Origin of the sequence: Sporomusa termitida, assembly GCF_007641255.1 — a bacterium.
In the GTDB taxonomy this organism is placed as follows: domain Bacteria; phylum Bacillota; class Negativicutes; order Sporomusales; family Sporomusaceae; genus Sporomusa; species Sporomusa termitida.
Genome location: NZ_CP036260.1, coordinates 1 through 26155 on the forward strand (window position 1 = coordinate 1; position 26155 = coordinate 26155).

A 26155-nucleotide genomic window follows, 5' to 3' on the forward strand; every position below is an offset into this window, starting at 1 on the left:
GACCGGGATCAATATAATTAATCAGGGGCTGTTGTTACTGACCTGACACAATCCTGGCTTTGAAAAATGCTTGACAGATGAAAAATTTTCCTGTATTATTCATTTAAGGATAATAAGATATGTATATTTAAGCAAGGCTGATCAAAAAAAATTTGAAGGCCAAGGCAGCTGTAATAGCGCGCCTTGGTTTTTTTGTTATTCTACTATAGACTATTGCAATGGCCAAACTTGGCTTAAGGTGCCCGTTTAATCCGACGCGCAGCCCGGCAGCCCAGAATTTTCGCTGGCTGCGGACTCTTTCGGTTTTCCGTTATACAGTAGCCTGGTTAATTTTCAGAAAATATTATATAGAGGAATTATTAAATTTATTATAAAAAATGAAAGGGGAATGAAGGATTTGAAAAAGGTACTTACCACCATGTCGGCGCTGGCTTTGATAGCAGTCTTTACACTGTTATTGGTAGGTTGGGGAGGCGCCAGCGTGTCCGCCGCACCCGCTCCGCTCACCCGGATTGTGGTGGCGGATACGCCCTCAACGCATCATCTGAACCTGTATGTCGCCAAAGAGAAAGGACTGTTTGACAAATACGGCCTGGATGTCGTTATCCGTGAAGTGCAGGATGCGTCGGCGGCGCGTGATGCCGTTATCAGCAGAGCGGCTGATATCTACTGGGCATGCCCCACAGCCGTAATGACTGCAGTGGCAAGGGGGGCGCCGATCGAATTTATTGCGCAGGTCAAAAAGCCCTGCACCTCGGTTTTGGCGGTGTCCCCAAATTCCGGCATAAGGACAGTGGCGGATCTTAACGGCAAAACCATCGGCGGACTTTCACCCTCTTGTTGCGCAGTGATTTTCATCCAGAAGCTGGCCAAGGACGCCGGCGTTTCCTTTAAGCTGGTCAACCTTGCGGGCGGCGCGGCAATCGCTGCTTTGAAAGCCAATCAGGTGGACGGCATCATTGTGGAAGAGCCGCATGCCAGCATCGCAGAGCTTGCGGGCTACACCACTCTCTTCCGAGATAAACTGCAGGACAGCACCTGCCGCACGATTAACGCGAACAAGTATTTCATCGACCAAAATACCGATGCTGCCAAAAAATTCATCAAGGCGATCGACGAGGCCAATGCATTGATCCGCCAAAATCCTGTAGCGGAGGACATCGTGCAGATCGCTGTCAAGTATACCCGCGCTCCGGCGGAAGCGATCAGAAGAGGCAACCACCGTCTTGGCTTCACAACTCAACTGACGACCGACCTCCACAAGGCGCTGGGAGATTTCCTGGTAGAGCAGAAAATCATTAACAAAAATCCAATTCCGGGAGCATTTGCTGAGGAATTCAAAGGCATTACCTGGTAACAGACAAAGGTCATTTAGCATGTTTTTCACAAAGGGGCAGGGATCATTCCTCGCCCCTTTTTTACCCCATCAGAATTATAAAAATCCGGGGCCATGATCTAAGGGATAAGAAAAATCTTTACCCTGAAGGGCACAGGCGGCTTCTGCCGGCGTCCTAAAGGACTTGGCATAAGCCAAGTTTTCTAACCGGAAAATGCGAATTTGTACCGCCGGTTGGATCGTCAGTCTCGGGGGAGTTGTGGTCTTGGCAGGTTAACGGGGTGTTTTTGGTACATATTTTTGGAGGGGACTCATGAGAAAACCGACATTAATCGAAATTAAAAATGATCTGTTGCTATTTTTGAAAAATTCTTTTGGCAGCTTTGTTACGCCAGCCTTTGCAACGGTATTTATTCCGATTCTTTTGGCCTGGGAGCTGCTGCCGCTTTTCGAGGTGATTCCGGACGGCCTGTTGCCACGCCTGTCAACGGTTGCCGTTTCCTTCTATGATGCGTTGGTCGATGCCGATATGCATGGCAACCGTTTGCTTGATCATCTGGCCATCAGCGTACTGCGGTTTTTCATCGGCTTTTTTATTGCGCTGCTTTTGGCGGTGCCTCTGGGAATGCTTATGGGCTGGAGTGTATTCATCAGGAAGCATCTGCTGCCGCTTTTCCAGTTGTTTGCGCCGATACCGCCGCCTGCCTGGGTGCCGATAACCATCATCTTTTTGGGTGTGGACTTGAGAATGCAAAGCTTTTTGGTGTTTTTGGGCGTGTTTTATCCGGTGCTGTTCAACTCCTACACCGGCACGAAAGACACTAACAGTAGGCTGATCAACACCGCGCGCCTGTTCGGGGCAAGTGAATTTACGATTTTATGTCAGGTTGTTTTTCCGTCGGCGCTCTCCTCCATTTTAATGGGAATGAAGATCGGGACGGCGATGGGGATCGTCTGCCTGGTTTTGGCAGAGATGTTTGGCGCCAGCAGCGGCCTGGGCTGGATGCTTATGGAATCCAAGCATTATTTTCAGATCGACCGGATGATGGTGACAATGGTAATGCTGGGCGGCTTTGGCTGGTTTATGATTGAGATACTGAAATTTATCGAGCTCAAGCTGTCGCTTTGGAAGATCGGAGAGGTTACGGGATAGGGGGAATGGGCAATGGCTTTTGTGAAACTGAACAGTGTGACCAAATTTTTCTCTGTTAGCACTAATAACGGAGAAGCGGAGGGCATGACGGCGATCCTGGATATCTCCCTTAGCATCCGCCGGGGGGAGTTTATCAGCATTGTCGGGCCGAGCGGCTGCGGCAAAAGCACCATACTCAATATGATTGCGGGCTTGCAGTTGCCCACGGAGGGGACAGTGACCATTGATGGCAAGGTGGTGCTGGAGCCGCCCCCTGTTAATAAGGATGAACTGCGCGACTACGAGAAAAAATATCGCTTCCTCTCCCCCGTGTACAACAGCCTGTTTAAAAACAAGCACCGTTTTGATATCAGCATGGTTTTTCAGGATCACTCCATTTATCCGTGGAAGACAGCGCTGAATAACATCACCTTCGCTTTGCGGCTGCGCGGTATTGCGAAGGAAGAATGCATAGTGACCGCCAAAAATGCGCTGGCGGCAGTGGGGCTTGCGGGTTTTGAAAACAATTATCCTTACCAGTTGTCCGGCGGCATGAGGCAGCGGGTGGCGCTGGCCAGAGCGTTGGCGGTGAAATCAAAAATATTGCTGATGGATGAGCCCTTCGGTTTGCTGGACGGCTTCAATCGTGAGCGTCTGCAGGAGGATCTGTCGGCGGTCTGGTCCAAAACATCGCTGACGGTGGTATACATCACGCATGATATTGAGGAGGCCGTGTACTTATCGGACCGCGTTGTACTGATGGCTCCCTCGCCCGGCGTCATACGCAATATCATTCCCGTAGAGCTGCCGCGGCCAAGAAGACGTACCAATCCGGAATTTAAAGAAATTTGTACAAATATCCAAAAAATTTTTCACAGTGAGCTGACGGGAGAATATGAATATGGCGTTATTTGATGATTTGTGACAAAAGCGCTGTGCACAGTATTTTGTTTGGCGACGGGCTTTTAACATTTGCAGAGGTATCCGGAAAACAGACGGAGGCCCTATAGCAACCTGGAGGTGCGAATTTTTGAAGATATATGAGGACATTACAAAAACGGTGGGCGGCACGCCTTTAATCAGGCTGCGGCGCATTGCCAAGGACATCCCGGCTACTGTGCTGGTCAAGCTGGAGTCGTTTAATCCGCTGTCCAGTGTCAAGGACCGCATAGGAGTTGCTATGCTGGAGGAGGCCGAGAGAGCCGGTAAAATCAAAGCTGGCACTGTAATCATTGAACCGACCTCCGGCAATACTGGTATAGGTCTTGCCTTTGTATGCGCCGCCAAGGGATATCCGCTAATTTTGACTATGCCGGAAACCATGAGTCTGGAACGGCGCAAGCTGATTAAGGCCTTCGGTGCGAAAATCGTACTGACTCTGGGGAGCAGAGGAATGGACGGCGCCATCGAAAAAGCGGTGGAATTGTCCGGAAAAATCCCCAATTCCTTTATTCCTCAGCAATTCAACAACCCGGCAAATCCCGACATTCATACCCGTACGACCGCGGAGGAAATATGGGAGGACACAGAGGGGCAGGTGGATATATTTGTAGCAGGTGTGGGTACGGGCGGTACGATCACCGGCGTGGCAAAAGTGCTGAAGGAGCGAAAAGCCGGTGTCAGGATTATCGCGGTGGAACCGGCGGATTCGCCTGTTCTGTCCGCGGGCAGGACGGGCCCGCACCGGATTCAGGGCATCGGCGCGGGCTTTGTTCCCAAAATTCTGCGTCGGGATCTGCTGGACGAGATCGTAACCGTTCATGACCGGGATGCCGGCATTATGGCGCGCCGTTTGGCCTGCGAGGAAGGCATTTTAGTCGGTATCTCCTCCGGGGCGGCGGCCCATGCGGCGATCCAGGTGGCAGCCCGTCCTGAAAACAACGGCAAGGTCGTGATTGTTATCTTGCCGGACACGGGAGAACGCTATTTATCCACATGGTTATTTAATGACCAGTTTACACAAGATGAATTGACAGCCGGAAACGAGTTCGACTTAAATGATCTGTAGTGATCCGTGACACTGAAAAAAGGGGGCAATATGATGGGTTATGAAACAAAACAGGAAAATAGCCGGACAGCGCATGCCAAATCCGCAGGCAAAAACGTCGGCCGCAGAGTGATTTTGTTATGTTCCATATTGATGGTGCTGTCGCTAACGGCGGGCGTAACCGTACAGGCCAACGACCGCTACGGAAATGTTTTACCGGAGAAAACCGCCGTTTCCACTGCGGCGGACAATCCGGAAACAACAGGGTCTGAGGCCTCGCAGGATAGTGTCAGCGACATGCTGGAGTATTTTGAATCTCAGGGCGCTACCTGTGAGCTGCCGAAGTGTGAGACCGATGAATCGCCTTCATCAGACGAAGCGTCACCAGCGGATCAATAGAGGCTGTTGCCGGCAAAGGAAGTAATTTATTGAAGTTGAAAAGACTGAGAAGATTGTTCCTTGAAAATAGAATTTAACTGTAAGCTACCTTTGAAATAGTGGGTAGCTTTTTTACTTTAAAAAATACTTCCATTTATCGCCTATCACTGCTAAAGTTAGATTATACATTTATTATGGCCGCTGCATAAGGTATAAGCAATGTCTTGCACAAACCGGCAATCGTTAGCCGCCTGCAGCCGGCAAGGAGGAATCAGTCGTGCCTTTTTCCCCGAGAGAAATTTATTCATTTATCGGGGTTGTCGCCCTGCTGGTGTGTTTACCGGGTCCCAATACAATTCTGGTCATGCAGTCGGCCGGCGTCAATGGCCGCCGCGCCGGTATATACATTGTATGCGGCATTGCCACGGCCGTTTACTGCAACGCCCTGTTGTCAGGCCTGGGCTTATCGCTAATCATCATGCAGTCCGTAGAACTCTATACTTTATTAAAATTATGCGGCGCCGCCTATATTGCCGGTATGGGAATCATGAGTTTGGCCGATGCTTACCGGCTGCACCGGCAGCCACTGGCCAATGTCCGGTCTGCCGACTGTCAGTCTGTTGTAAATTCCGGTAAAAGCAGATTGGCCTGCTATTCCCAAGGCCTCCTGACCGGTATTTTGAACCCTAAAGCAGTGCTGTTCTTTATTATGTTTTTTCCACAGTTTATTCATCCGGAGAACAATGTCGCCCTCCAGTACCTAATTCTGGCCGTCCTTTATTCGCTGGTTGCCGTTGCCTGGTACGGCCTGTTGGTATTAGGCATGGAAAAACTCCGTCCCCTTATTGCCGCATCAGCAGTTCAAAAATGGTTAAAGACACTTACCGGAGCATTGCTCCTCGGTATGGGTTTGAAAATTGCCCAGCAAAAATAATCAGACCCCCGCAGGCCCAGTCCGGTATTTTGGTGGTGTTGGTATTGTTGATATATTGGAAACCGGTGTATACGGCCCGCAGCGAAAGTGATAAATCCTGATTCTACGGCGTGCTGCCGTTATTGGCGGCGGTATTGGAGCGGCAGGGGATTGACGAATGGGGTGGCAGGTGCTAGAATGAAACCGGCGCTGGCTGACAGCCGGGGCCGTATGTGTATCTGTAGAATTAGCTGATCAGACATCTGAAGGCTAGGTGCCGGCACCTGAAACCGGCACCTGGCCTTTTTGCGTCAGCGACCCACGGGCTGAACAGTGCCATTGGCTTCTTACAGGGATAGCGTCAACTATTCTACAATTTTAGACAAAAAAATATAAACTATTGCGATACAATGAGAAACAATATATGATAATAATAAAAATAATATATTATTTTTATTAAATTAAGGGAGGCATGTGCACAAACTTTGGCATATGGTGACAAACAGTCATTGGGATTTTGCCCGACCCGGAGTGGTATGAGAATGAGTGGGGGAGAGTAGTGCGATGAAAATTACCAGTGTGGACATTATTGATGTTGCGAATGATTTCAGCTCGGCGACGAGCAAATGGCGACCGGTTGTTGTACGGGTCAACACAGACGAAGGAATCTCAGGCTTTGGCGAAGTCGGCCTGGCCTATGGCGTGGGTGCTTCCGCAGGCTTCGGCATGGCCAAGGACCTGGCGCAGCTTATTCTTGGCCTGGATCCGATGAAAAATGAGGCCATCTGGGATATGATGCAGAAAAAAACCTTTTGGGGTCAGGGAGGAGGAACGGTATTTTCCGCCGGTATGAGCGGCATAGATATTGCTTTGTGGGATATTAAAGGAAAAGCGCTCAACACGCCGGTGTACCAATTGCTGGGCGGAAAAACCCGGGATAAGATCAGAACCTATGCCAGCCAGCTTCAGTTGGGCTGGGGCAAAGGCAAGGACAAGTCGCTGCTGGTGACACCCGGACAGTATGCGGAAGTTGCCTGTGCTGTGGTAGACGAAGGTTTTGATGCGATAAAAGTCGATGTAACCGTCCTGGATGACAAAGGCAATTACAACCAGAGCGGCCTTACCGGCGTTCTTCCCGACCGTACCCTGCGTGTGGGCTACAACCGGCTGAAAGCTATGCGGGAAGCAATCGGGCCGGATGTCGATATCATTGTGGAGATGCATGCATTTACCGACACCACTGCGGCCATTCAGTTTGGGCGGATGATTGAGGAACTGGGAATTTATTATTATGAAGAACCGGTTATGCCCCTGAACCCCAAACAAATGAAAAAAGTAGCCGACAAAGTGAATATTCCGATTGCCGCCGGTGAAAGAATTTATACCCGCTGGGGCTACCGGCCGTTTTTCGAGGATGGGTCCATTGCCGTCATTCAGCCGGATATATGCACTTGCGGCGGGTTGACGGAAGCCAAGAAAATCTGCGATATGGCTCATATTTATGATGTGACCGTGCAGGTGCATGTTTGCGGCGGGCCGATTTCCACAGCGGCGGCGTTGCACATTGAGTCGGTTATCCCCAATTTTATTATTCACGAGTTGCACCGGTACGCTTTGCTGGAGGCCAATACCAAATCGTGCAAATACGATTATCTGCCGAAGCAGGGCGTGTACGAGGTGCCTGAGCTTCCCGGTCTGGGACAGGAGTTAACGGAGGAAACGATAAAAGCCTCCCAGGTAGTGACAGTGAAGTAACAAGCATACATAAGGAAAAATCAGTGGAGGGGAAATAGTTAATGAAATTTATGCATGGGAACAAAGGGGTCAGCTTGCTTGTCAGCCTGGCGGCCCTCGTATTGACACTGGCGGTTTTTTTGACAGGCTGCTCGCAGCAAGCCGCTCCGGCTAAGGAAGAATACCCGACAAAACCGATACAAAACATTGTACCCTGGGCGGCAGGCGGCGCTGTCGATATGTCGCAGCGCTTAACCGCCAACTTTATGCCAAAGTATTTCGGACAAAGCATGGTTGTGGTCAACAAGACCGGCGGGGCTGCAGTTCCGGGTACAGCCGAAGTGGCTAAAGCCAAACCGGACGGTTATACCATCGGCATGAATACCTACGGCAGTTTTGTGCTGCGACCTCACCTAGTCGATGTTCCCTATAAAATTGACGATTACACGTATATTATGGGGATGGTCCGCCAGCGCCTGGTGCTGGCCGTTAAGGCCGATTCCCAGTTCAGCACCCTGCAGGACCTGGTGGATTATGCCAAAAAGAATCCCAATCAGCTGAAATTTTCCGGTTGCCCCACTGCCAGTCTGCAGCATCTGGTAGGCATGGACTTCAATCAGAAAGCCGGTACCCAGAGCCAGTTTGTGCCTTATGACGGCGGGCGCCCGTCGGCGGTGGCCCTTATTGGCGGCCATCTCGACTACATTGTCGTACAGCCCCTGGAAATCATCAATGAAGTCAGATCCGGCCAGATCCGTATTCTTGCCGCCCTGGAGAAAACAAGAATTCCCAACTTGCCCGATGTTCCCACCGCCTCCGAACTCGGTATTCCGGTTGCCCATCCCCACATGATGATTATTATCGGACCGGCTGGCATGCCGGAGGACAAAGTAAAGAAGATCCATGACGCCTACCGGGCAATTATGGAGGACCCGGAATTTCAGAAAATGGCCAAGGACGCCGGCCTGGAAATTGAATACAAACCCGGGGAAGAAGTGAAAAAGGAAATTGTGGAAATGAACCGGATGTATAAGGAACTCGTGCCCAAGGTACTCAATAAATAACTGTACAACCGACAGTAACGAGTAGAAAAGGGATGTTTAGGTGGCTAAATATCCTTTTTCCTATTCGCAATGCGGAATAAATGAGGTGTGGGATATGTACAAAAATGCATCTTTATGGGCCGGGGGATTTTTTCTCTTATTTTCCCTGCTGTTTTTCTCCGCATCCTTTGGCTATAGTTATCAAAGCCGGCTGGGAAACGGTATCGGACCGGGTTTTCTGCCGTTTTGGCTTAGCCTGTTTATGCTTATCTTCTCTGTACTATACCTGGGTTATGCGATTACGAAGGAACGAATAGATTTTAGCACGGTGCTGCCGGATAAAGAAGGTTTGAAGAACACTGGTCTGATTTTCCTGTACATGATCATATTTACCGCTATTGTGGAGTATGCCGGTTTTGTAATTGCCACTTCCCTGATGTTGTTTTTAATGTTTAGCGGCTATCTCCGATGGTACTACAATGTAATTGTTTCACTGGGAACATCGGTATTGCTGTACTGGATTTTCGCCATACTTTTGTCGGTTCCGCTTCCCGTCAGTATGTTCGGCTGGTAGAAGGAGGATTCATTAATGGAAGCAGTCGGTAATTTATTGTTAGGCTTTGCGGTGGCAACCACAGGCTGGAATCTATTGTACTGTCTGATCGGTGTAACCATGGGGATGTTCGTCGGCATTATGCCCGGACTGGGGCCGGTGGCCGGAACCGCCATACTGGTGCCAGTGACCTTCGGCATGGACCCCACGTCGGCAATTATTATGCTGGCCGGCATTTATTATGGCTCGCAGTATGGCGGAACCATCACTTCTGTTTTGATCAACACCCCGGGTGAGTCGGCTTCCGTGATCACCTGCATTGACGGCTATGCAATGGCCAAGCAGGGGCGGGCCGGCACGGCGCTGGGAGTATCGGCGATCGGTTCTTTTATCGGCGGCACGGCGGCCATAATCGGCCTGACTTTTATTGCCCCGATTTTGTCAAAAGCCGCTTTGCGTTTCGGACCGCCTGAATTTTTCAGCGTAATGCTGCTCGGCCTGACGATGCTGGTCGGTCTGATGGGCAAATCGTTACTTAAAGGTATTATCGCCGCCCTGTTTGGATTTCTGCTGGCAATGGTCGGTGATGATCCTGTTTCGGGCAGCATCCGTTATTCTTTTGGTGTGCTGGAGCTCAACAGCGGCCTGGAACTGGTGGCTATCGCCATGGGCTTGTTCGGCGTGTCGGAAATCATGCTGGGTGTGTCGGAAAAAACGTCCCGGAACCGGCCGCATGCAGTAAAAAAGCTGCTGCCGGAAAAACATGAATGGAAGCCGACAATGGGAGCCATTGGCCGGGGCACCGTTATTGGTTTTCTGGTAGGCCTGCTGCCGGGGGCCAATTCCGTTATCGCTTCGTTAATGTCCTACTCCGTAGAAAAAAAAGTGGCGCAAGACCCCAACCGTTTTGGCAACGGGGCTATCGAGGGGGTAGCCGGCCCGGAAACGGCCAATAACGCCTGCGCCGGCGCAGCCAATATACCTCTGTTCACGCTGGGGATACCCAGTTCGCCGACCATCGCCATCCTGCTGGGGGCGTTCATGATGCATGGTCTGGCTCCCGGTCCCCAATTATTTCTGGAGAAACCTGAATTTGTCTGGGGAGTTATTGCCAGCTTGTACATCGGCAATGTCATGCTGTTAATCATGAATTTGCCGATGGCAAGGATCTGGGGCAAAGTAGCCATGGTTCCATTCCCGGTGCTTTTCCCGTTGGTACTGGCGTTCTGTGTCCTGGGAGCTTACAGCATCAATAACCGCATATTTGATGTGTGGGTCATGCTGCTTTTTGGCGTCATCGGCTATTTCATGAAAAAACTTGAATTTCCGATGGCGGCAACCATACTGCCCTTTGTTCTGGGCAAACCGATAGAATCGTCTTTTGTACAATCGCTCTTGATGTCGGGCGGGAGCTTGAGCATTTTTTTTATGCGGCCGATTTCGCTGGGGTGTATGATTGCCATTGCGGCCATATTGGCGGTTAGCAGCTACGGTTCCTGGAAAAAGAAACGGGATACACTGGCCGCCGAGCTGGAATAAAGCGGGTGAAGCTGATTTTAGGCAGTGCAATGAATGGAGGTGGTTAGGTGGCGGTTATTAATGATTTGTTGCAAAGTGTGAGACTGCCGCCCATGATCCGGGTCAAACAATGCTTTCCCGCCGCGGCCATTGATAATGTGCCGGCAGCGCTGCGGGCACAATTGCGGCAGCCGGACATTGCCGGTCGCGTGAAGCAGGACATGCGGGTGGCGATTGCTGTCGGCAGCCGGGGTATGGCTGAAATACCCCGGATTGTAAAGGTTGTGGTTGAGGAACTCCAGCGCCGGGGGGCCAGGCCCTTTATTGTCCCGGCCATGGGCAGCCACGGCGGTGCCACCGCGGCCGGCCAGAAACAGCTGCTGGCGAGTTTGGGCGTCACCGAGTCAAGTGCCGGCTGTCCGATTGTTGCTTCCATGGAAGTGGTTGCTTTAGGAGAACTGAATAACGGCCTGCCGGTATTAATGGATCAAGCGGCGGCGACGGCGGATGGCATCGTGGTCATTAACCGGGTCAAAGCCCACAGTGCTTTCAGTGGGACCAATGAAAGCGGCCTGGTAAAGATGCTGGCCATCGGCCTGGGCAAGCAGAAAGGCGCCGCTGCCTGCCATGCTCTGGGCTTTGAGCACATGGCCCGGTTTATCGTGCAAATAGCCCGGGTCGGGCTGCAGCGGTCCCCGGTTTTGTTTGGCATTGCCACGGTTGAGAATGCCTATGACCGGCTGGCGAAGCTTGTGGCCATCCCTGCGGAATCAATTATCGAAACCGAGCAGGAACTACTGGCGGAAGCCAAGGCAAATATGCCGAAACTGTTTTTGCAGCCTGTCGATGTGCTGATTGTTGATCAAATGGGAAAAGAATTTTCAGGCAGCGGCATGGATCCGCATATTACCGGCCGGGCGTCAACCTCCTGCTTACATGTCGGCCCCGGCCCCAACAAATTAATTGTGCTGGATGTCAGTTCCGCCAGCCACGGTAATGCCGTCGGGATGGGAATGGCGGATATCACCACCCGCCGCCTGTTTAGCAAAATTGACTTTGACGCTACGTATACCAATGTTCTGACTTCGACAACCCTGCAGGCAGCGCGGATACCAGTGATTATGGAATCGGACCGTATGGCTATTCTGGCCGGCGTCAAGACCTGCAACAAGCTTGACCCGGCAGCTGTCCGCATGGTACGTATTGGCAATACACTGCGGCTGGAAGATATTTTTATTTCGCAGTCCATGCTGGCTGAGGCGTTGGCGCATCCTTGCCTAGCCATAGCCGGGCGGCCGGAAACCATGGTCTTTGATGATGCGGGAAACCTGACAGATATCGGCTGCTGGTAAAGACCGGGATAAATCACAGTGATTCCTGCCGGTGTGGCCGTAATTTGCCAATGATTCCGGCAGAGGAGGAGAAAATATGGCTATCGACGCAATCGTATTGAGTGATACCGATAATGTGGCGACCGCAGTGCAAGACTTAAAAGCGGGCCAGGAGGCGTCAGTCCGGCTGGGGCTGACGCTAACGCAGGTAGTTTTGCGGCAGGATATTGCTTATGGGCATAAATTTGCTGTTCGCCCTATTCGTCTGGGAGATGATATTTTAAAATATGGCGAGGTAATCGGCCGGGCAACAGCCGATATTCCGAGCGGCTGTCATGCGCATGTGCAAAATATAGAGAGTCTGCGTGGCCGCGGCGACTTACAAAAGGAGGATTAAACAAATATGCGGTTCATGGGATATCGCCGTGCTGACGGCACAGTGGGGACGCGAAACCTGGTTGGCGTGTTATCCGCTGTCGTATGTGTCAATGAAGTAGTGGAAGCCATTGTCCGCCAGGTTCAGGGAACAGCCCGTTTTACGCATCATCAGGGCTGCTGCCAGACGCCGCTTGATATCGGCCTTGTAAATAAAGCGTTGATTGGCCTGGGGCGCAATCCCAATTTGCATTCGGTCATTTTGATCAGTCTTGGCTGTGAAAGTACTGATTTAGCAGCGGTAATTGAGGGGATCAGGGACAGCGGTAAACGGGTGGAACATCTCATTGTCCAGGAAACAGGCGGTGCCGCCCGGACAACGGCGGCAGGAATTCTGCTGGCCCAGGAGATGGTGCGGGAAGCGTCGAATGCCACACGCGAGCCCTTTCCGATCAGTAATCTGGTATTGGGCATGAAATGCGGCAGTTCAGATACCACTTCGGGACTGGTGCCAAACCCGGCTATCGGCGTGGCCTCCGATTTGCTGGTGGAAGCCGGCGGCGTGTCCATTCTGGGTGAAGTGACGGAATTCATCGGCGCCGAGCATATTCTGGCCCGGCACGCCGCCAATGAGACCGTCGCCCGGGATATTTTCCGGCTGGTGGAGCGCATGGAAAAGCGGGCCATGGCGGTTGGCGAGGATATTCGCGGCGGACAGCCGACAGGAGGCAACATTAAGGGCGGCTTGACAACCATTGAGGAAAAATCGCTTGGCGCCATTGCCAAGGCCGGATCGGCGCCCATTCAGGCGGTTTATGAATATGGCGAGCGCCCGGCCGTCAAAGGGCTGGTGGTGATGGACTCTCCGGGGCGGGAGCCGGAAATTCTTACCGGGCTGGCGGCTGCCGGCTGCAATGTTATTGTATTTGCCACCGGCAGGGGAGCGCCCCAGGGCTTCCCGTTTGTACCGGTGCTCAAAATCACCGGCAGCCGCACTGCCGCTGAAAAGATGAGCGATCATATCGATATGAACCTGAGCGCCGTAATTGACGGGGATGACACGATTCCCGACGCCGGGAGGCGCGTGCTGCACGAGCTGGTGAACGTCGCCTCCGGCGTTATGACTAAGGCGGAAATATCAGGCTATGTTAACTCCATGGACATCTATATGCGGGGTCCGGTTATTTAGCGATAAGATAATAAAAAAACGGGACTGCGGAGACGCTTAACACGTTCTCCGGCAGTCCCTGCTTTCTTTTTCCGTTAGAAAGCTGGCTTATGTCAAGTACTTCAGCAGCCATCGGCAAAAGCCTTGCATTTAAGATTGAGGCAGTTGCTTGCGGTGCATCACCGCGTGGAGCATCCTCAGCTTATGCTGGCGGGCAAACTCCTCAATTTTTTCCGGCGGCGCCGATGCTTGCAGCAGCCTGATCATTTCTTCATGCTCGGCAATCGATTCTTTGGCCCGCCGGGGAACAAATGAAAAAACAGCTTTGCGCATTTGGGCCAACCGCTGCCAGGTCAGCCGGAGGCGGCCGATAAGGTAAGCATTATCGCAGCGTTGATAGATTGTTTCATGGAACTGTTTATTTAACTCGCCAAACTCTTCAAACTCAAAATTAGCCAATGCTTCCTTCATCGCGTCATTTAAGTTTTGCAGCGTCTCGATATCCGCTGGTGTGAGATGTCCGGTCGCCAGGAAAGCCGCTCCCCCGTCCAGGATCGACAGCACCCACTGCGTTTCCTCATAATCGGTATCATTCATTAGCTGGACAATGGCTCCGCTGTAGGGGATTACCTGGATAAACCCGTCTGCCTCCAGTTGCCGGATGGCTTCCCTGACAGGAATGATGCTCAAATTTAAATCAGCCGCGACATGGTCAATGACAATGCGGTCACCCGGTCTATAGGTTCTCTGAAGAATCCGGGAAAGGATAAAATCGTAAGCCTGTTGAGTTTTCATCCGTGGCTTTTCCGCGTCAGCAATATTATTCGTATTCATATGTTCATTATATACCGAAATAATATATGATTTCAAGGATGAAATGGTTTTCCGGGGCCGGTGCGCATATCCCCAAATTTGACATGATAGACCTTTACCGGCTCAAAGCTCTTTTCGCCGGCGGACCGCAGCAAGCATAGCAACATTCATAGTGATAACCCTGTTTAAAACTGCATGGCTGCCGACAGCTTAACGGTGCGGGGGCTGCCTAACGTGGCAAGACTCTTGTCGGAGTAACCTGACCAATAGTGTTTGTCAAACAGGTTTTCCACGCTGAGCCGGTAGGTGACCGGGATTTTATTCATCACGGTCTTGTACCGTGCGCCGATGTCATAGCGCACCCAGCTCGGTACTCTGAAGCTGTTGGAATTGTCGGCGTATTGGGAACTGGTATATACGGTCCGCAGCGAAAGTGATAAATCCTGATTCCACGGCGTGTCCCACTCGACGCCGGCATTCATCGTCCATTTGGGTACGCCCAACGGCGTGTTGCCGTTATTGGCGACGGTATTGGAGCGGACCAGTTCGCCGTCGGTATAGGCAATGCCGCCCAACAGGCGGAGGTTCTTCGCTATGTTGCCGAAGGCATTCCATTCAATGCCGCGGTTTTTCTGTTTGCCGTCATAGGAATAGATCTTGTTAGTAGTCGTATAACTGGGCATTTCGATTTGGAAAAAGGCCAGCGTATTGGCGAAAGCTCCCTTGTCCCACTTGGCGCCGACTTCGCGCTGTTTGGTTTTGTACGGCGCCAGTACTTGACCTATGTTGTCGAAGCCTGCTCCCACCACGGTTCCGGGGGAAAGCGCTTCAATATAATTGGCGTAGAGAGACACCGCTTCTCCCCACGGTTTGACGACGAGGCCGACCATCGGCGTGTTGGCGTCGGAGTCGTAGGTGGATATTGATGCCGGTGAACCGGTAGCAAGGCTACTGGCATACTTGTAGGTTGTCTGTTTCACATCTTGCCGCCGTACCCCCAGCGTCAACTGGACCTTATCCTCGTCAAAGGAAAGCGTGTCAGCCAGGAGGAAACTGGAAAGCTCGGTGACGGCAGTCTTGTTGCCCTTGCCCACCTTCAGGCTGTTGTAAAGGTCGGCAACCGCAGCCGGGTTGTAGATATTCGTTGCCATATTTAGTGCTGTACTGGTATAAGCATTGGAAAAATCGGTATCCTGGAAGTTTGCCCCCAAAACGACCTGATGCTTTACCGCGCCGGTCTGGTAAGTGCCGCGCAGCCCTATTTCGGAGGCCGTGGTGTCGGTCCAGAAGTATTGCTTAAAGATACCCTTGAGAGTGGCCGAGCCGTCTGCCTGCAGGTCCTGTACGTGATTGCCGTTGATGAAGCCGTGGGCTTTGGCGGATAGTTTGCCAATACCGGCATAGGCGGTTACATTGTCCTGGATGTCATATTCGCCTTTAAACAAAATCCCGTTATTCCGGGTGGTGCCCGACACCCCTTTGAATACGTTGATCGAGCCGTCCGGAGCTTTCACGTAAGAGCTTAAGTCATACATGGAGATAAGACCGCCGTCGTACTTTTCCTCGGTGCTATAGGCATCCAGAGACAGGCGCCATTTGTCCTTGCGGTAATCCAGGCCCAGGGCGCCCAGCAGCCGCTTACGGGATTGGTCGTCGGTTGTGGTATCGCCGTCCGAGTATAGACCGTTGAAGCGGATGCCCCACTCCTTGTTGTCGCCGAAGCGGCGTCCGATGTCGATATGGCCGCCGAACTGGGAAGAGGAGGCATAGCTGGTGGTAAAGTTGGTGATATCCTCCTCGCCGGCCCGTTTGGGCACCAGGTTGACGGCACCGCCCACCGAGGTGCTCACGCCGCCGTAGAGAAAGGAACTGGGCCCTTTGAGCACTTCCACCCGTTCCAGAAATTCCACGGGAACACGATAGTGCGGCGCCAAACCCGCGATGCCGTTAAAATAGAGATACTGATAATTTACCTCCAGGCCGCGGACTCGGAAGTTTTCGCTGACCTGTCCGCCGGGGGTGGCAAAGCGGACGGAGGGATCGTTGGTAAACACGTCAAACAGGGTCTCGGCCTGCTGGTCTTCGATGGTTTGGGCGGTGTAACTGGTGACGTTGAAGGGCGTGTCCATGAAATCCTTGTTGCCCAGTACGCCGAGCCCGGCGCCGCGGGCCACCTGGCCGCCGGCATAGGCCGGCGGCAGATCGCGGCTGCGCCTGGCGGTCACTTCAATCCCTTCCAGGGTGAATACAGACCGTCTGGCAGTTGCTTTGCTGGGAGCAACTTGTTCTTCGGCAGTTTGTTCGGCCACCGCGGCGGTTTCCGGCGCTTCTTCTGCGTAGGCAACTACTGGCGCGTGCCAGAACAGACTGCTGCCGATCAGGGCATACAGGACTTTTTTTCTGATGCGGGACATTTTTTTCTTCATACCGTTCGACTCCTTTGCACATAACTTAACTGTAGACAAACAGCGCTATGCCAGCTTCATTATAACTGTCAAAACCGGGAATGAGGATCATTCTCAATTTATGTATTGAGTATAACAACAGCCAACATGGGAGTAAATTGATATTTTTCTAAACAATTGATATATTTCTAAACAGACCTGGATTTTTTTCCAAAACAAAAAAATACATCATTCGGCTTAAGCTGTCGGCGGCAACGGGTAGCGATCGTATTGACAAAGAGCATTCAAAATCTATAATAGATCCCGGCTTTGGCAGTAAAAAAGCAAAAAAGCAGCCGCAACCCCTTATGAGCAAAGGGGTTGCGACTGCCTTGCAGCCAGCTTTAGAATGCCATGCTGTACAGTAATTTTTTAATTGGTAATCAACTTTTTATTTTTCCTGAATACCTGCAACGTACTGGGAGACAAACCCGTTCGCTTCTTGAATAACAGGCTGAAGTAATAAGGATCGGAATAACCCACGTACTCCGCAATTTCCGCGACCGAGCAGGCTGTGGTGCAGAGCAGTTCTTTCGCCCGCCGCATTCGGTACTCAATCAGAAATTTATTCGGACTCATGCCCGTATGCTTTTGAAACAAATAGGCAAACTGTTTGCTGCTCAGACCATATTGCCTGGCTAATTCCGGTACGGTGAGCGGTTCCATATAGTGATTCTTCATGTATTCAGCGGCTTCTGCCACCAGTTCGCGGCTGCCGTTATGTAACCGGCAATCGGCGCAAGTTAGAAGTTCATCCAAAATGATGAAAAACAGGGATTTGATTTTCAGCGCCGACAGATTACCCGGTGTTGCGTAGATATGGTACATCTGATGCAGCGTGTCGTTTATCCCGGAATTATAGCCCGGGCTGAGTTCATAATGCGACAATGCATAGGGAAACGTCCCCTGGGTATTGCCGTGCACCTGGTAATGTATGACCATAAAATCCCATTTTGACTGTCCCAGAACCTCTTTATCCAATGGCATATTCGGCCCGCCGTGGAATACTTTCCCTGGCTCCATGTCATAGGGCACGCCGTCCAAAAACATTCTTGACCGGCCGCGCAGCGGAAAAATCATACCTGAAAATGGCGAAGTAACTGTACCGAAACGTTTTCTTCCAGGTTCGATAACCGCTCGTCTTATATCAACTACGCTAAAGTTTATTTTGGCAAAATAGCCGGATAGATCGTTGATATCCACCTTCATTTTTTGTATCCTCCTAAGCGGCAACAAGTCTGTAAAGACTGCTCTTGTTTATAAATGTTCCCCTGCCAAGCCGTTCTGGAACTTCCTGCTTGCATCAGCGGGAAATAAGAGCGCTAAATCTCTGACTAAGGCCGACTCACCTTCTGCCGGGGTAAAAACTCCGCCTGAAGGTGAGTTTCTTTTTCAAAATTAAATGACAATAATAGTCATTATCATTGATATTTTATCCTGATAGAAAGTATAACTTTCCCTGGCTAAGGGCAACATCGGCTTCCCCTTTCGCTAAGGCTCGGCGCAAGCCGAGTTTTCTTTATAAGATCAGAAAGTATAAGTTTTGCGAGGCTGCAAGTCCTGATAAAACAAGGAACCAAGGTTAATGCCCGGCTTTTCAGCTTTTGGAGGCTTCGGGCCCAGACCTTTTGTTACTCTTGGGGTAATGCCAAAAGTAAACCCATGCCCTTATATTCCCGGATTACTGCTATGCGCAAAGCCAAAGGGCCGCGTTAGCGGTTTTCTTATCAATATTTGATTAAGTTTTAATTTTATTTATAGCTATATTTCGGGCAAAATTTGAAAAAAATCAAGGCTTTGGGAAAATATCTATTTGCCTGTGCTTTGCAGTTTGTTATACTGGTACAAACAGATCAGTGATAATGATAGTCATTAACAGAAGCAGAAGCTCTAAAAACTATCTGGCAACAGTGGCAGTGGCCGCGGTTCATTTCGTGGCTATAGGTCGACAGGAGCGGTAATTGCCTATGGTTGAGCGCCATAGATATATCTTTATGCTATAAGCAATCTGGTAATATGTCAAGCCTATAAAAAATAACGGAGGAAGTTGCAAATTACAATGAAAAAGCATATAGGGCTGATTGTCTCTCTCGTCCTATTGACGGGCGTACTTGCCGGCTGCGCGGGGACACCCGCGGGCAGTGGCGCAGCAACATCGCCGGCAGCTGGCGTTGAAACCGGTGCAGCAGCAGCGGCGTGGCCGCGAACCATTAAAGATGCTTTAGGCAAACAGATAACCCTGAAGAAAAAACCTGACCGGGTGGCGATTCTTGATTTTGGTTTTATGGAAAGTATGTTGGCCTTGGAGATTCCGCCCCTTGCGTCTACTTATGCCGAACGGTCGTTAAACGGGTTTGGAACCCTGCAGCCTTACGCTGCGAAAACACAAATTGAGGAACTGGGGGAAGGCAAGGCGCCAAATCTTGAAAAGCTGGCGGAACTGGCGCCTGACCTTATTCTCCAGACCGCTGAGGCAGAGCATCTGGATATGAAGTTATATGAGAGAGCCTCTCAGATCGCTCCCGTGGCGATGTTCAACAGCCCTGACTGGAAGGAACAGTTGCGGGATTTTGCCGAGTACCTCGGTGAAGAAGAAAAGGCGGCGGCCTACATTGCGGATATCGAAGCGCTGATTGCTGAATCGAGGAGCAAGCTTTCCGGGAATAGCGATAAAACTGTGGCGTTACTATTTGAGAGCAGCGGCAACAAAGGCAGCTTTGTCATAACAGGCTCAGGGGAAAATCCTGTGTGGTTTGACAAAGAGAACGGTCTGGGGCTTAAGTCTCCGGACGGTTATCCCGGGAAGGTGGCAGCGGTTTCTTTGGAGGGTATAGCGGCGATGAACCCGGATTATATCTTCCTGTTCGGCGCGTTAGGGTCGGAGGCGAACGGATACAGGCAACGCTATCTGTCGGGAGAAACAGAGGCTTCCTCCGTATGGCAGTCGTTAACCGCCGTAAAAAACGGGCATGTTTACCACCTGGACGGGGCGGTACGGACAGCCGGCCCCCTGGGTATTAAGCTTGGAATTGAAACCATCGTCAAGAGCATGACCAAGTAAGATTCTCCTTATATAAGCAAAAAGCCGGGCGCAGCTTTCAGCCAAAGCCTGCGCCCGGCTTTTTGCTGTTCCAGCAATAATAGGCCAACGGTTCAGCGCGTGACATGGAGGAGAACATAAGCAATGGATCGATCAAATGCCCCGGCAAAGCCGGTTCAAATAAAGCAAATAAAAAAGCAAAGCCGCCCCTGGGCGGCAGGGCTGATCATCGCCGGCGGCACAGGGCTGCTGGCGGTGATCATGGCCTTTTCCATTACCAGAGGAGCGGCCCAAATCCCGCTGTCCTCGGTATGGAACGCCTTGTTTCACTTTAACGCGGCCGATACGCAGCACCTGATCGTGGTGGATCTGCGCCTGCCCCGGGTGCTGGCCAGCGCCCTGGTGGGCGCGGCCTTGGCGGTGGCAGGAGCCGTTATGCAGGGGGTGACCCGCAATCCTATGGCCGATTCCGGTTTGATGGGTCTAAACGCCGGGGCCGGTTTTTCCCTTGCCCTCTGCTTTGCGTTTTTCCCCGGACTGGCCTACCTGCAGGTCATCCTGTTTTCCTTTATCGGCGCGGCAATCGGCGCGGGGCTTACGTATGGCATCGCGTCCCTGCGGCGCGGCGGGGCGACCCCCATGCGGCTGGTGCTCGCGGGCGCTGCGGTCAGCGCGCTGCTGGCTGCGCTCAGCCAGGGCGTCGCCTTGTATTTCGACGTGGCGCAGAACATCATGTTCTGGACGGCGGGCGGCGTGGCCGGCTCCAACTGGGAGCAAATCAGGATTATGACCCCGTTGATTGCGGGCGCGCTCCTGGGCTCAATCGCCCTTTCCCGTTCCATTTCCATCATGAGCCTGGGCGAAGATGTGGCAACGGGATTGGGACTGAATACCATGCTCGTCAAGCTTCTCTGCGCCGCCGTCGTGCTGATGCTGGCCGGTGCTGCCGTGGCGGTGGTCGGCGCGGTGGGGTTTGTGGGACTGATCGTACCGCACCTGGCCCGGTTCCTGGTTGGTGTGGATTACAGGCTCATTATCCCGTCCTCGGCAGTGACGGGAGGCCTGTTGGTGGTATTGGCGGATTTGGGGGCAAGGACGCTCAACCCGCCCTTTGAAACGCCGATCGGCGCGCTTATCGCCCTGATCGGCGTTCCCTTCTTTCTGTACCTGGCCCGCAAGGAAAGGAGGGCGCTGTGATGAACGCGCAGCAGGAGAAAAACCAAGCCTATAAACGAAAAATTGCTATCAGGCATACCGGTATTGTTCTCGCTTTTTCGGTACTGCTCCTATTGTCGTTCCTCGTCAGCATGAACACCGGCTACGCGAAGCTCTCGCCCCTGGATACGCTGCGCACGCTGTTCGGCGGCGGCAGCGACATGGAGAACCTGATCCTGTTCGGCTTCCGGCTGCCCCGCATTGTAATTGCCATGCTGGTGGGCGCGGGGCTGGCGCTGTCCGGCTGCATTATCCAGGGCGTGTCCCGCAACGCGCTGGCGGACCCGGGCCTTTTAGGCATCAACGCCGGCGCGGGGCTGACGGTCATTTTATTCGTGCTGTTTTTTCGGTCCCAGTCCATCCTGTCGGTTTTTACCCTGCCGTTCCTGGCACTCATCGGCGCCGGGATCACGGCGATTCTGATTTATGCTCTGGCTTACAAGCGGCAGACCGGCATTGCGCCGATTCGACTGATTTTAACCGGTGTGGCGGTGCAGGCCGGCATTTCCGCCCTGACCACGGTGCTGGTGGTCAAGCTGGACGATACGCAGTTTGATTTTGTGGCAGCCTGGCAGGCAGGCAGCATCTGGGGCTCCAACTGGAAGTTTGTCCTGGCGCTGCTGCCCTGGCTGTTGCTGCTGATTCCCTATGTGCTGTCCAAGGCCCGCGTGCTGGACGTGCTGAGTCTGGGGGATGATATCGCCTGCGGCTTAGGGGCGGCGGTGGAAAAGGAGCGCCGGCGCCTGCTGGCCGCCGCGGTGGCGCTGGCAGCCTCCTGTGTGGCGGTCAGCGGCAGCATCAGCTTTGTGGGGCTGATTGCGCCCCATCTGGCGCGGCGGCTGGTGGGGCCGGGCCACAGGGTTTTGTTTCCCGCCTGCGCCTTGGCCGGAGCGGTGCTGGTGTCGGTTGCGGATACGATCGCGCGGGTGATCGTCCAGCCCTTTGAAATTCCCACCGGCATTATGGTTGCGATCGTGGGCGCACCGTACTTTTTGTACCTGCTCACCAGGAGCAGACAGTAAACAAAGGCAGGGATAGAATATGAACAGCATTGCAACTGAAAATCTGGCCGTCGCCTATGACGGCAACCTCGTCGTCGATGAGCTGGAGCTCCAGATTCCGCGGGGAAAGATCACCGCCATCATCGGACCGAACGGCTGTGGGAAATCCACGGTGCTCAAAGCAGTGGGGCGTATTTTGAAGCCGAAAAACGGCATGGTGTACTTAAATGGCGAGGATATCCGCAGCCTTTCCACCCGGGAAATAGCGCAGAAGATGGCGATCCTGCCCCAGTCGCCGCAGGCGCCGGCGGGGTTGACCGTGAGCGAGCTGGTGGCCTATGGCCGCTTCCCCCACCAGCGGGGTTTCGGCAAGCTCAGACCGGAGGATAAAAGAATCATCGCCTGGGCGCTGGCGGTCACGAAGCTTACGGAGCTGGAAACCACGGCGGTGGATAATCTCTCGGGCGGACAAAAACAGCGGGTATGGATTGCCATGGCGCTGGCGCAGCAAACCGACCTCATTCTGCTGGATGAACCGACGACCTATCTGGACCTATCCTATCAACTGGAGGTCCTGGAGCTTTTATTCCGGCTCAACCGGGAGCAGAACTGCACGATTGTCATGGTGCTGCACGACCTGAACCTGGCGGCGCGTTTCGCAGATTATATGGTCGCCATCCGCAGCGGGGATATCATCCGCCACGGCCCGCCGGCTGAGGTCATGACGGCCGCGGTGCTCCGTGAGACTTTCCATATCGACGCTAACGTCGTCGCAGACCCCCGAACCGGACGTCCCGCCTGCATTTCCTACGATCTGATCAAGGGGCAGGAAAACAAATGAAAGCAGGTGCTGGCATGAAAAAAATAGCCATTTACGGCAAGGGCGGTATTGGAAAATCCACCACAGTGTCCAACGTAGCGGCGGCGCTCGCCGCCATGGGTCTGACTGTTATGCAAATCGGCTGTGATCCCAAAGCCGATTCCACCCGCAACCTGACGGGGGGCGTCCCCATTCCCACGGTGCTTGACACCCTGCGGGAAAAAGGGGACGCGGAGCTTTCCGACCTTGTGCTGAAGGGAGCCTGCGGCGTTTTATGCGTGGAAGCGGGAGGCCCGGTGCCAGGGATGGGCTGCGCGGGGCGGGGCATCATCACTGCCTTCGAAAAGCTGGCGGAACTTAACGCCTATAAAATATTCAAGCCTGATGTGGTGCTTTACGACGTGTTGGGGGACGTGGTCTGTGGCGGCTTTGCCATGCCCATCCGGGGCGGCTATGCGGACGAGGTGTGCATCGTAACCTCCGGCGAAATGATGTCGCTCTATGCCGCCGCCAATATTGCCCAGGCAGTTAAAAGCTTCGGGCAACGCGGCTACGCGACGCTGCGGGGATTGATCCTCAACGCCAAGAATTTTGATAACGAGCAGGAATTGGTAGCCAAAGCCGCCGGGGAAATAGGCGTGCCGGTGCTGTACCGCCTGCCCCGGGACCCGCTTATCCAGCAGGCCGAGGCGTTGGGGAAAACCGTGGTGGAGGCTTTTCCCGCCAGTCCGCTGGCTGCGCATTACCGGCAATTGGCGCGGCTTTGGGCGGAGGACCCGGACGGAGGTGAATGCTCTTGCCCGCTGTAAGCCATTTAAAGCGACTTTCCGCCGTTAAATCCAATGGGGGGGTAAAATTCCTGACGCCCGCCGCCTTTCCGGGCAGCCATTGCCCCCTGCATCCGGCCTTGGCGCTGGCGGGGAATATCAAAGGCTTGTCGTCGTTGGTGGTCGGAACGCCGGAATGCGCCACTTATAGCCGTATTGTCCTGGCCAATACTCAGGTCAAACCGGGAGAACAACACTGGACGTATGTGCTCGACGCCAGCGAGGTGGTGTTTGGCTGCCGCCAGGGGCTGATGGAGGCGCTGCAAAAGCTGGATCAGGCCGGGGCCAAAGCCGTTCTGCTGCTGGCCACCTGTGTGCCTGAGCTGACTGGCGAGGATATTGAGGGCCTTGTCCGGGAGGCGCAGCCTAAGCTGTCGGCCCGCTTAACCTGTGTAATGCTGGGGCATTTCAAGTGCAACAGCTTCCCCGCCGGCTCATGGAAAACGCTGCAGGCAATCGGCACCCTGATGGAGCCAAGGACGGTGCGGCCGCAGGTCATCAATGTGCTGGGCCGTTCACCGGGTGAAAAACATATCCCCCTGCCGCCTATTCTGCGCGCGCTAAAACAGCAGGGTTTTTCCCTGCGCTGCCTGTCGCCGGGGTCTGCGCTGGACGATTTTCTAGCGGCCCCCGATGCGGCGCTGAATCTGGTGCTGTCGCCGTTTGCGGACCCCTTGGCGGCAGCCATGGAGCAGTCCTTCGGCATTCCCGCTTTTCGCCTGCACACTGTTTATGCTGCGGCAGAGATTGATGCACTCTATGCGGCGATTGCTGAGAAGCTGGGACTGCAATGGGGAAATGAATTTAACCGTGAACGGTTGGAAGCCCTGTCCCTGCAGGAGCAGGCGAGAAAACGCCTGCATGGCTGCCGTTATATTTGCGCTCATATTGGCCCTGTCAGGGCGCTGCCGCTGGCTGCCTTTCTGGCAGCTATGGGCATGGAGCCGGTGCTGCTGCACCTGGAGGAATTCTGGCCGGACGATAAACAGTGGGCCGAAGTTTTACAGGCGCTTGGGTATGACCCTCTGGTCTGCCATATGGTCAACAGCGGTGCGGACGCGCCGCTGCTGGCAAGCCTTGCTCCTGATTTATGCCTGGGGGATGTGACCGGCGCAAAAGTCCGGTTTCCCTGCGTGCCATACCTGTCCGACCTGTACGGCCTGTCCGGCTATGAAAGGACAAGCAGCCTGCTCCGGAAGTTATTGCACGCGCTGGAGCAGCCTTCGGTGGTAAAGGAAGGAGGTGCGCGGCATGGGCTTGCATAGATTCAAGCCGATTCCCTCCGGCCGTATGGGAATGTTGTGGACGCTGGCTTCCATCCGCGATGCCGCTTTATTGGAATTCGGTTGCATGGGGCATATGCTCTACGGCCGGGTATTTTTGAACCGGGCCGGCGTTATGGACGCCTGCAAACTTTATGCCACCCATCTTGACGAAACTGATGTTGCCCTTGGCGGCACCGGGCGACTGAGCCGCGCTGTTGCGGATATTGCCTGTAGAGACAAACCGCGTGTCCTGTTTCTCCTGCCCTCCGCTGTGCCGGAGATCATTGGCACGGATATTCCCGCGCTTTGTCGGGAGCTGCAGCCGGATTACCCGGATATGCGCCTGCTTCCCTTTAGTAATGTCGGTTTTGATAGCGGCCAGCACCGTGGGATACAGGCAACGCTGTTGCAGCTTGTCAAAATACTACCCCAAGATGTGCCCAAGACGCCGTTGCCGACTTTTAATCTGATCGGTTCCTGCGCCGATTTGTTCCGCTTTCAGGCGGACGCCGGCGAGATCGCCCGTATCCTGGCGGGGACTTTCCGGCTAAGGCCGTTGTGCGTCCTGACTTCGGATACGTCGGTGAAGCAAATCGAGCAGCTAGGCGGGGCGCATGTCAACCTGGTGCTCCGGCGGGAGGGAGTGCCGGCAGCGGAGCAACTGCAACAGCGGTTCGGCACGCCGTATTTGCTGGCCCGGCCTTACGGCATACAGGGAACGTGCGAATGTCTTGAGCAACTGGCCCAAATCACCGGTATAACGCCCGACCGCAGCTACGTGAACGGGCAGCGGAACGAAGCCCTGCGGCTGATTTCGCCGGCGCTGCCCTTATTCAGGCAGGTTAGGGAGCACCCGGAGAACAGGCGCTTATCCGTCGGCGGCCATGCCGACGTGGTAAAAGGCATCCTGTCCTTTGCCTGCGGCGAACTTTCCCTGCCCCAGGGCAGGTGCTGGTGCGACAGCCCAGCTATGGCGTCTGAGGACGTCCCCTATTTTACCGAGGAACAGTGGACGCAAGCGGTTCAAAGTCAGGGCAATGGATTGCTCATGGCCAGCGGCGAGGTTCTGGCTTGGGCCGGGCGCAATGCGGAGCTGCAAATTGCGAATCCGGATATAAAGTGGCGTTTGAATCCCTACGAACCGCCTTTTGTAGGTTTTCGCGGTGCAGTCCACCTGGTATCACTGTGGATCAATGAGGCGCTGCGGCAGCAGTAGGAGCGGGATAAAAACTGCTGTTGTCAGAAATTCCCCCATTAAGTAT

General features: G+C 53.4%; 23 protein-coding genes. 20 read left to right on the forward strand and 3 right to left on the reverse strand.

Annotated elements, in window-relative coordinates; genetic code table 11:
• Positions 1-397 precede the first annotated feature (397 nt).
• From SPTER_RS23880 to SPTER_RS23940, 13 genes are all read left to right on the forward strand, one after another.
• The gene (locus tag SPTER_RS23880; protein ID WP_170233412.1) at positions 398-1357 is read left to right on the forward strand and encodes an ABC transporter substrate-binding protein; all 960 of its coding nucleotides are present in this window, start codon (positions 398-400) and stop codon (positions 1355-1357) included.
• A 292-nt stretch (positions 1358-1649) separates the two neighbouring features.
• Positions 1650-2489, forward strand: coding sequence for an ABC transporter permease (locus tag SPTER_RS23885; RefSeq protein WP_144353073.1), 840 nt, complete (start codon positions 1650-1652; stop codon positions 2487-2489).
• A gap of 12 nt (positions 2490-2501) precedes the next feature.
• On the forward strand, positions 2502-3383 hold the full coding sequence (locus tag SPTER_RS23890) for an ABC transporter ATP-binding protein (protein ID WP_144353074.1): 882 nt from the start codon (positions 2502-2504) through the stop codon (positions 3381-3383).
• A gap of 115 nt (positions 3384-3498) precedes the next feature.
• The gene (cysK, locus tag SPTER_RS23895) at positions 3499-4476 is read left to right on the forward strand and encodes a cysteine synthase A (RefSeq protein ID WP_144353075.1); all 978 of its coding nucleotides are present in this window, start codon (positions 3499-3501) and stop codon (positions 4474-4476) included.
• Positions 4477-4506: 30 nt separating this feature from the next.
• Complete coding sequence (locus SPTER_RS23900) at positions 4507-4854, forward strand: hypothetical protein (protein ID WP_144353076.1); 348 nt, start codon at positions 4507-4509, stop codon at positions 4852-4854.
• A gap of 256 nt (positions 4855-5110) precedes the next feature.
• Positions 5111-5767 carry a LysE family translocator gene (locus SPTER_RS23905; protein ID WP_144353077.1) on the forward strand — a complete coding sequence of 219 codons (657 nt, stop codon included), beginning with the start codon at positions 5111-5113 and terminating at the stop codon, positions 5765-5767.
• A 543-nt stretch (positions 5768-6310) separates the two neighbouring features.
• Entirely contained in the window at positions 6311-7501 is a 1191-nt protein-coding gene (locus SPTER_RS23910; protein WP_144353078.1) for a mandelate racemase/muconate lactonizing enzyme family protein, read from the forward strand.
• A gap of 41 nt (positions 7502-7542) precedes the next feature.
• The gene (locus SPTER_RS23915) at positions 7543-8544 is read left to right on the forward strand and encodes a tripartite tricarboxylate transporter substrate binding protein (protein ID WP_144353079.1); all 1002 of its coding nucleotides are present in this window, start codon (positions 7543-7545) and stop codon (positions 8542-8544) included.
• Between the two features lie 94 nt (positions 8545-8638).
• Positions 8639-9097, forward strand: a complete 459-nt coding sequence (locus SPTER_RS23920) for a tripartite tricarboxylate transporter TctB family protein (protein WP_144353080.1) — start codon at positions 8639-8641, stop codon at positions 9095-9097.
• A gap of 15 nt (positions 9098-9112) precedes the next feature.
• Positions 9113-10615 carry a tripartite tricarboxylate transporter permease gene (locus SPTER_RS23925; protein ID WP_144353081.1) on the forward strand — a complete coding sequence of 501 codons (1503 nt, stop codon included), beginning with the start codon at positions 9113-9115 and terminating at the stop codon, positions 10613-10615.
• A gap of 47 nt (positions 10616-10662) precedes the next feature.
• Positions 10663-11946, forward strand: a complete 1284-nt coding sequence (locus SPTER_RS23930; RefSeq protein ID WP_144353082.1) for a nickel pincer cofactor-dependent isomerase, group 22 — start codon at positions 10663-10665, stop codon at positions 11944-11946.
• Positions 11947-12022: 76 nt separating this feature from the next.
• Positions 12023-12322 carry a UxaA family hydrolase gene (locus SPTER_RS23935; protein WP_144353083.1) on the forward strand — a complete coding sequence of 100 codons (300 nt, stop codon included), beginning with the start codon at positions 12023-12025 and terminating at the stop codon, positions 12320-12322.
• A gap of 6 nt (positions 12323-12328) precedes the next feature.
• Entirely contained in the window at positions 12329-13489 is a 1161-nt protein-coding gene (locus SPTER_RS23940; RefSeq protein WP_144353084.1) for a UxaA family hydrolase, read from the forward strand.
• A gap of 129 nt (positions 13490-13618) precedes the next feature.
• On the opposite strand, the gene SPTER_RS23945 is transcribed toward SPTER_RS23940, so the two are convergent.
• The 3 genes from SPTER_RS23945 to SPTER_RS23955 all read right to left on the reverse strand — a co-directional run bounded on the left by SPTER_RS23945 (position 13619) and on the right by SPTER_RS23955 (position 17934).
• Complete coding sequence (locus tag SPTER_RS23945) at positions 13619-14302, reverse strand: GntR family transcriptional regulator (RefSeq protein WP_144353085.1); 684 nt, start codon at positions 14300-14302, stop codon at positions 13619-13621.
• Positions 14303-14466: 164 nt separating this feature from the next.
• The gene (locus SPTER_RS23950; RefSeq protein WP_144353086.1) at positions 14467-16707 is read right to left on the reverse strand and encodes a TonB-dependent receptor; all 2241 of its coding nucleotides are present in this window, start codon (positions 16705-16707) and stop codon (positions 14467-14469) included.
• A 390-nt stretch (positions 16708-17097) separates the two neighbouring features.
• Positions 17098-17934, reverse strand: a complete 837-nt coding sequence (locus SPTER_RS23955) for a helix-turn-helix domain-containing protein (protein ID WP_144353087.1) — start codon at positions 17932-17934, stop codon at positions 17098-17100.
• Between the two features lie 850 nt (positions 17935-18784).
• On the opposite strand from SPTER_RS23955, the gene SPTER_RS23960 reads away from it, so the two are divergent.
• From SPTER_RS23960 to SPTER_RS23990, 7 genes are all read left to right on the forward strand, one after another.
• Positions 18785-19786, forward strand: coding sequence for an ABC transporter substrate-binding protein (locus tag SPTER_RS23960; RefSeq protein ID WP_144353088.1), 1002 nt, complete (start codon positions 18785-18787; stop codon positions 19784-19786).
• 123 nt (positions 19787-19909) lie between these two features.
• Positions 19910-20962, forward strand: a complete 1053-nt coding sequence (locus SPTER_RS23965; RefSeq protein ID WP_144353089.1) for a FecCD family ABC transporter permease — start codon at positions 19910-19912, stop codon at positions 20960-20962.
• Entirely contained in the window at positions 20962-22002 is a 1041-nt protein-coding gene (locus tag SPTER_RS23970) for a FecCD family ABC transporter permease (protein ID WP_144353090.1), read from the forward strand. Before SPTER_RS23965 ends, SPTER_RS23970 begins: the two co-directional genes overlap by 1 nt.
• Before the next feature lie 19 nt (positions 22003-22021).
• Positions 22022-22822: an ABC transporter ATP-binding protein gene (locus SPTER_RS23975; RefSeq protein ID WP_144353091.1), complete on the forward strand. Its 801-nt coding sequence runs from the start codon at positions 22022-22024 to the stop codon at positions 22820-22822.
• A gap of 14 nt (positions 22823-22836) precedes the next feature.
• A complete protein-coding gene (locus SPTER_RS23980; protein ID WP_144353170.1) occupies positions 22837-23610 on the forward strand; it encodes a nucleotide-binding protein in 774 nt (257 codons plus the stop codon).
• The gene (locus SPTER_RS23985) at positions 23598-24893 is read left to right on the forward strand and encodes a nitrogenase component 1 (RefSeq protein WP_144353092.1); all 1296 of its coding nucleotides are present in this window, start codon (positions 23598-23600) and stop codon (positions 24891-24893) included. The genes SPTER_RS23980 and SPTER_RS23985 overlap by 13 nt, the downstream gene beginning before the upstream one ends.
• Positions 24880-26109, forward strand: coding sequence for a nitrogenase component 1 (locus tag SPTER_RS23990; RefSeq protein ID WP_144353093.1), 1230 nt, complete (start codon positions 24880-24882; stop codon positions 26107-26109). The genes SPTER_RS23985 and SPTER_RS23990 overlap by 14 nt, the downstream gene beginning before the upstream one ends.
• Positions 26110-26155: the final 46 nt, after the last annotated feature.

What these genes read in the sequence shown, in the direction of transcription:
- SPTER_RS23960 (WP_144353088.1), top strand. Translation starts at nt 18,785, where the DNA reads ATGAAAAAGCATATAGGGCTGATTGTCTCTCTCGTCCTATTGACGGGC.
- SPTER_RS23900 (WP_144353076.1), top strand. Translation starts at nt 4,507, where the DNA reads ATGATGGGTTATGAAACAAAACAGGAAAATAGCCGGACAGCGCATGCC.
- SPTER_RS23970 (WP_144353090.1), top strand. Translation starts at nt 20,962, where the DNA reads ATGAACGCGCAGCAGGAGAAAAACCAAGCCTATAAACGAAAAATTGCT.
- SPTER_RS23915 (WP_144353079.1), top strand. Translation starts at nt 7,543, where the DNA reads ATGAAATTTATGCATGGGAACAAAGGGGTCAGCTTGCTTGTCAGCCTG.
- SPTER_RS23925 (WP_144353081.1), top strand. Translation starts at nt 9,113, where the DNA reads ATGGAAGCAGTCGGTAATTTATTGTTAGGCTTTGCGGTGGCAACCACA.
- SPTER_RS23955 (WP_144353087.1), bottom strand. Translation starts at nt 17,934, where the DNA reads ATGAAGGTGGATATCAACGATCTATCCGGCTATTTTGCCAAAATAAAC.
- SPTER_RS23980 (WP_144353170.1), top strand. Translation starts at nt 22,837, where the DNA reads ATGAAAAAAATAGCCATTTACGGCAAGGGCGGTATTGGAAAATCCACC.
- SPTER_RS23920 (WP_144353080.1), top strand. Translation starts at nt 8,639, where the DNA reads ATGTACAAAAATGCATCTTTATGGGCCGGGGGATTTTTTCTCTTATTT.
- SPTER_RS23945 (WP_144353085.1), bottom strand. Translation starts at nt 14,302, where the DNA reads ATGAATACGAATAATATTGCTGACGCGGAAAAGCCACGGATGAAAACT.
- SPTER_RS23910 (WP_144353078.1), top strand. Translation starts at nt 6,311, where the DNA reads ATGAAAATTACCAGTGTGGACATTATTGATGTTGCGAATGATTTCAGC.
- SPTER_RS23940 (WP_144353084.1), top strand. Translation starts at nt 12,329, where the DNA reads ATGCGGTTCATGGGATATCGCCGTGCTGACGGCACAGTGGGGACGCGA.
- SPTER_RS23885 (WP_144353073.1), top strand. Translation starts at nt 1,650, where the DNA reads ATGAGAAAACCGACATTAATCGAAATTAAAAATGATCTGTTGCTATTT.
- SPTER_RS23965 (WP_144353089.1), top strand. Translation starts at nt 19,910, where the DNA reads ATGGATCGATCAAATGCCCCGGCAAAGCCGGTTCAAATAAAGCAAATA.
- SPTER_RS23975 (WP_144353091.1), top strand. Translation starts at nt 22,022, where the DNA reads ATGAACAGCATTGCAACTGAAAATCTGGCCGTCGCCTATGACGGCAAC.
- SPTER_RS23950 (WP_144353086.1), bottom strand. Translation starts at nt 16,707, where the DNA reads ATGAAGAAAAAAATGTCCCGCATCAGAAAAAAAGTCCTGTATGCCCTG.
- SPTER_RS23935 (WP_144353083.1), top strand. Translation starts at nt 12,023, where the DNA reads ATGGCTATCGACGCAATCGTATTGAGTGATACCGATAATGTGGCGACC.
- SPTER_RS23890 (WP_144353074.1), top strand. Translation starts at nt 2,502, where the DNA reads ATGGCTTTTGTGAAACTGAACAGTGTGACCAAATTTTTCTCTGTTAGC.
- SPTER_RS23990 (WP_144353093.1), top strand. Translation starts at nt 24,880, where the DNA reads ATGGGCTTGCATAGATTCAAGCCGATTCCCTCCGGCCGTATGGGAATG.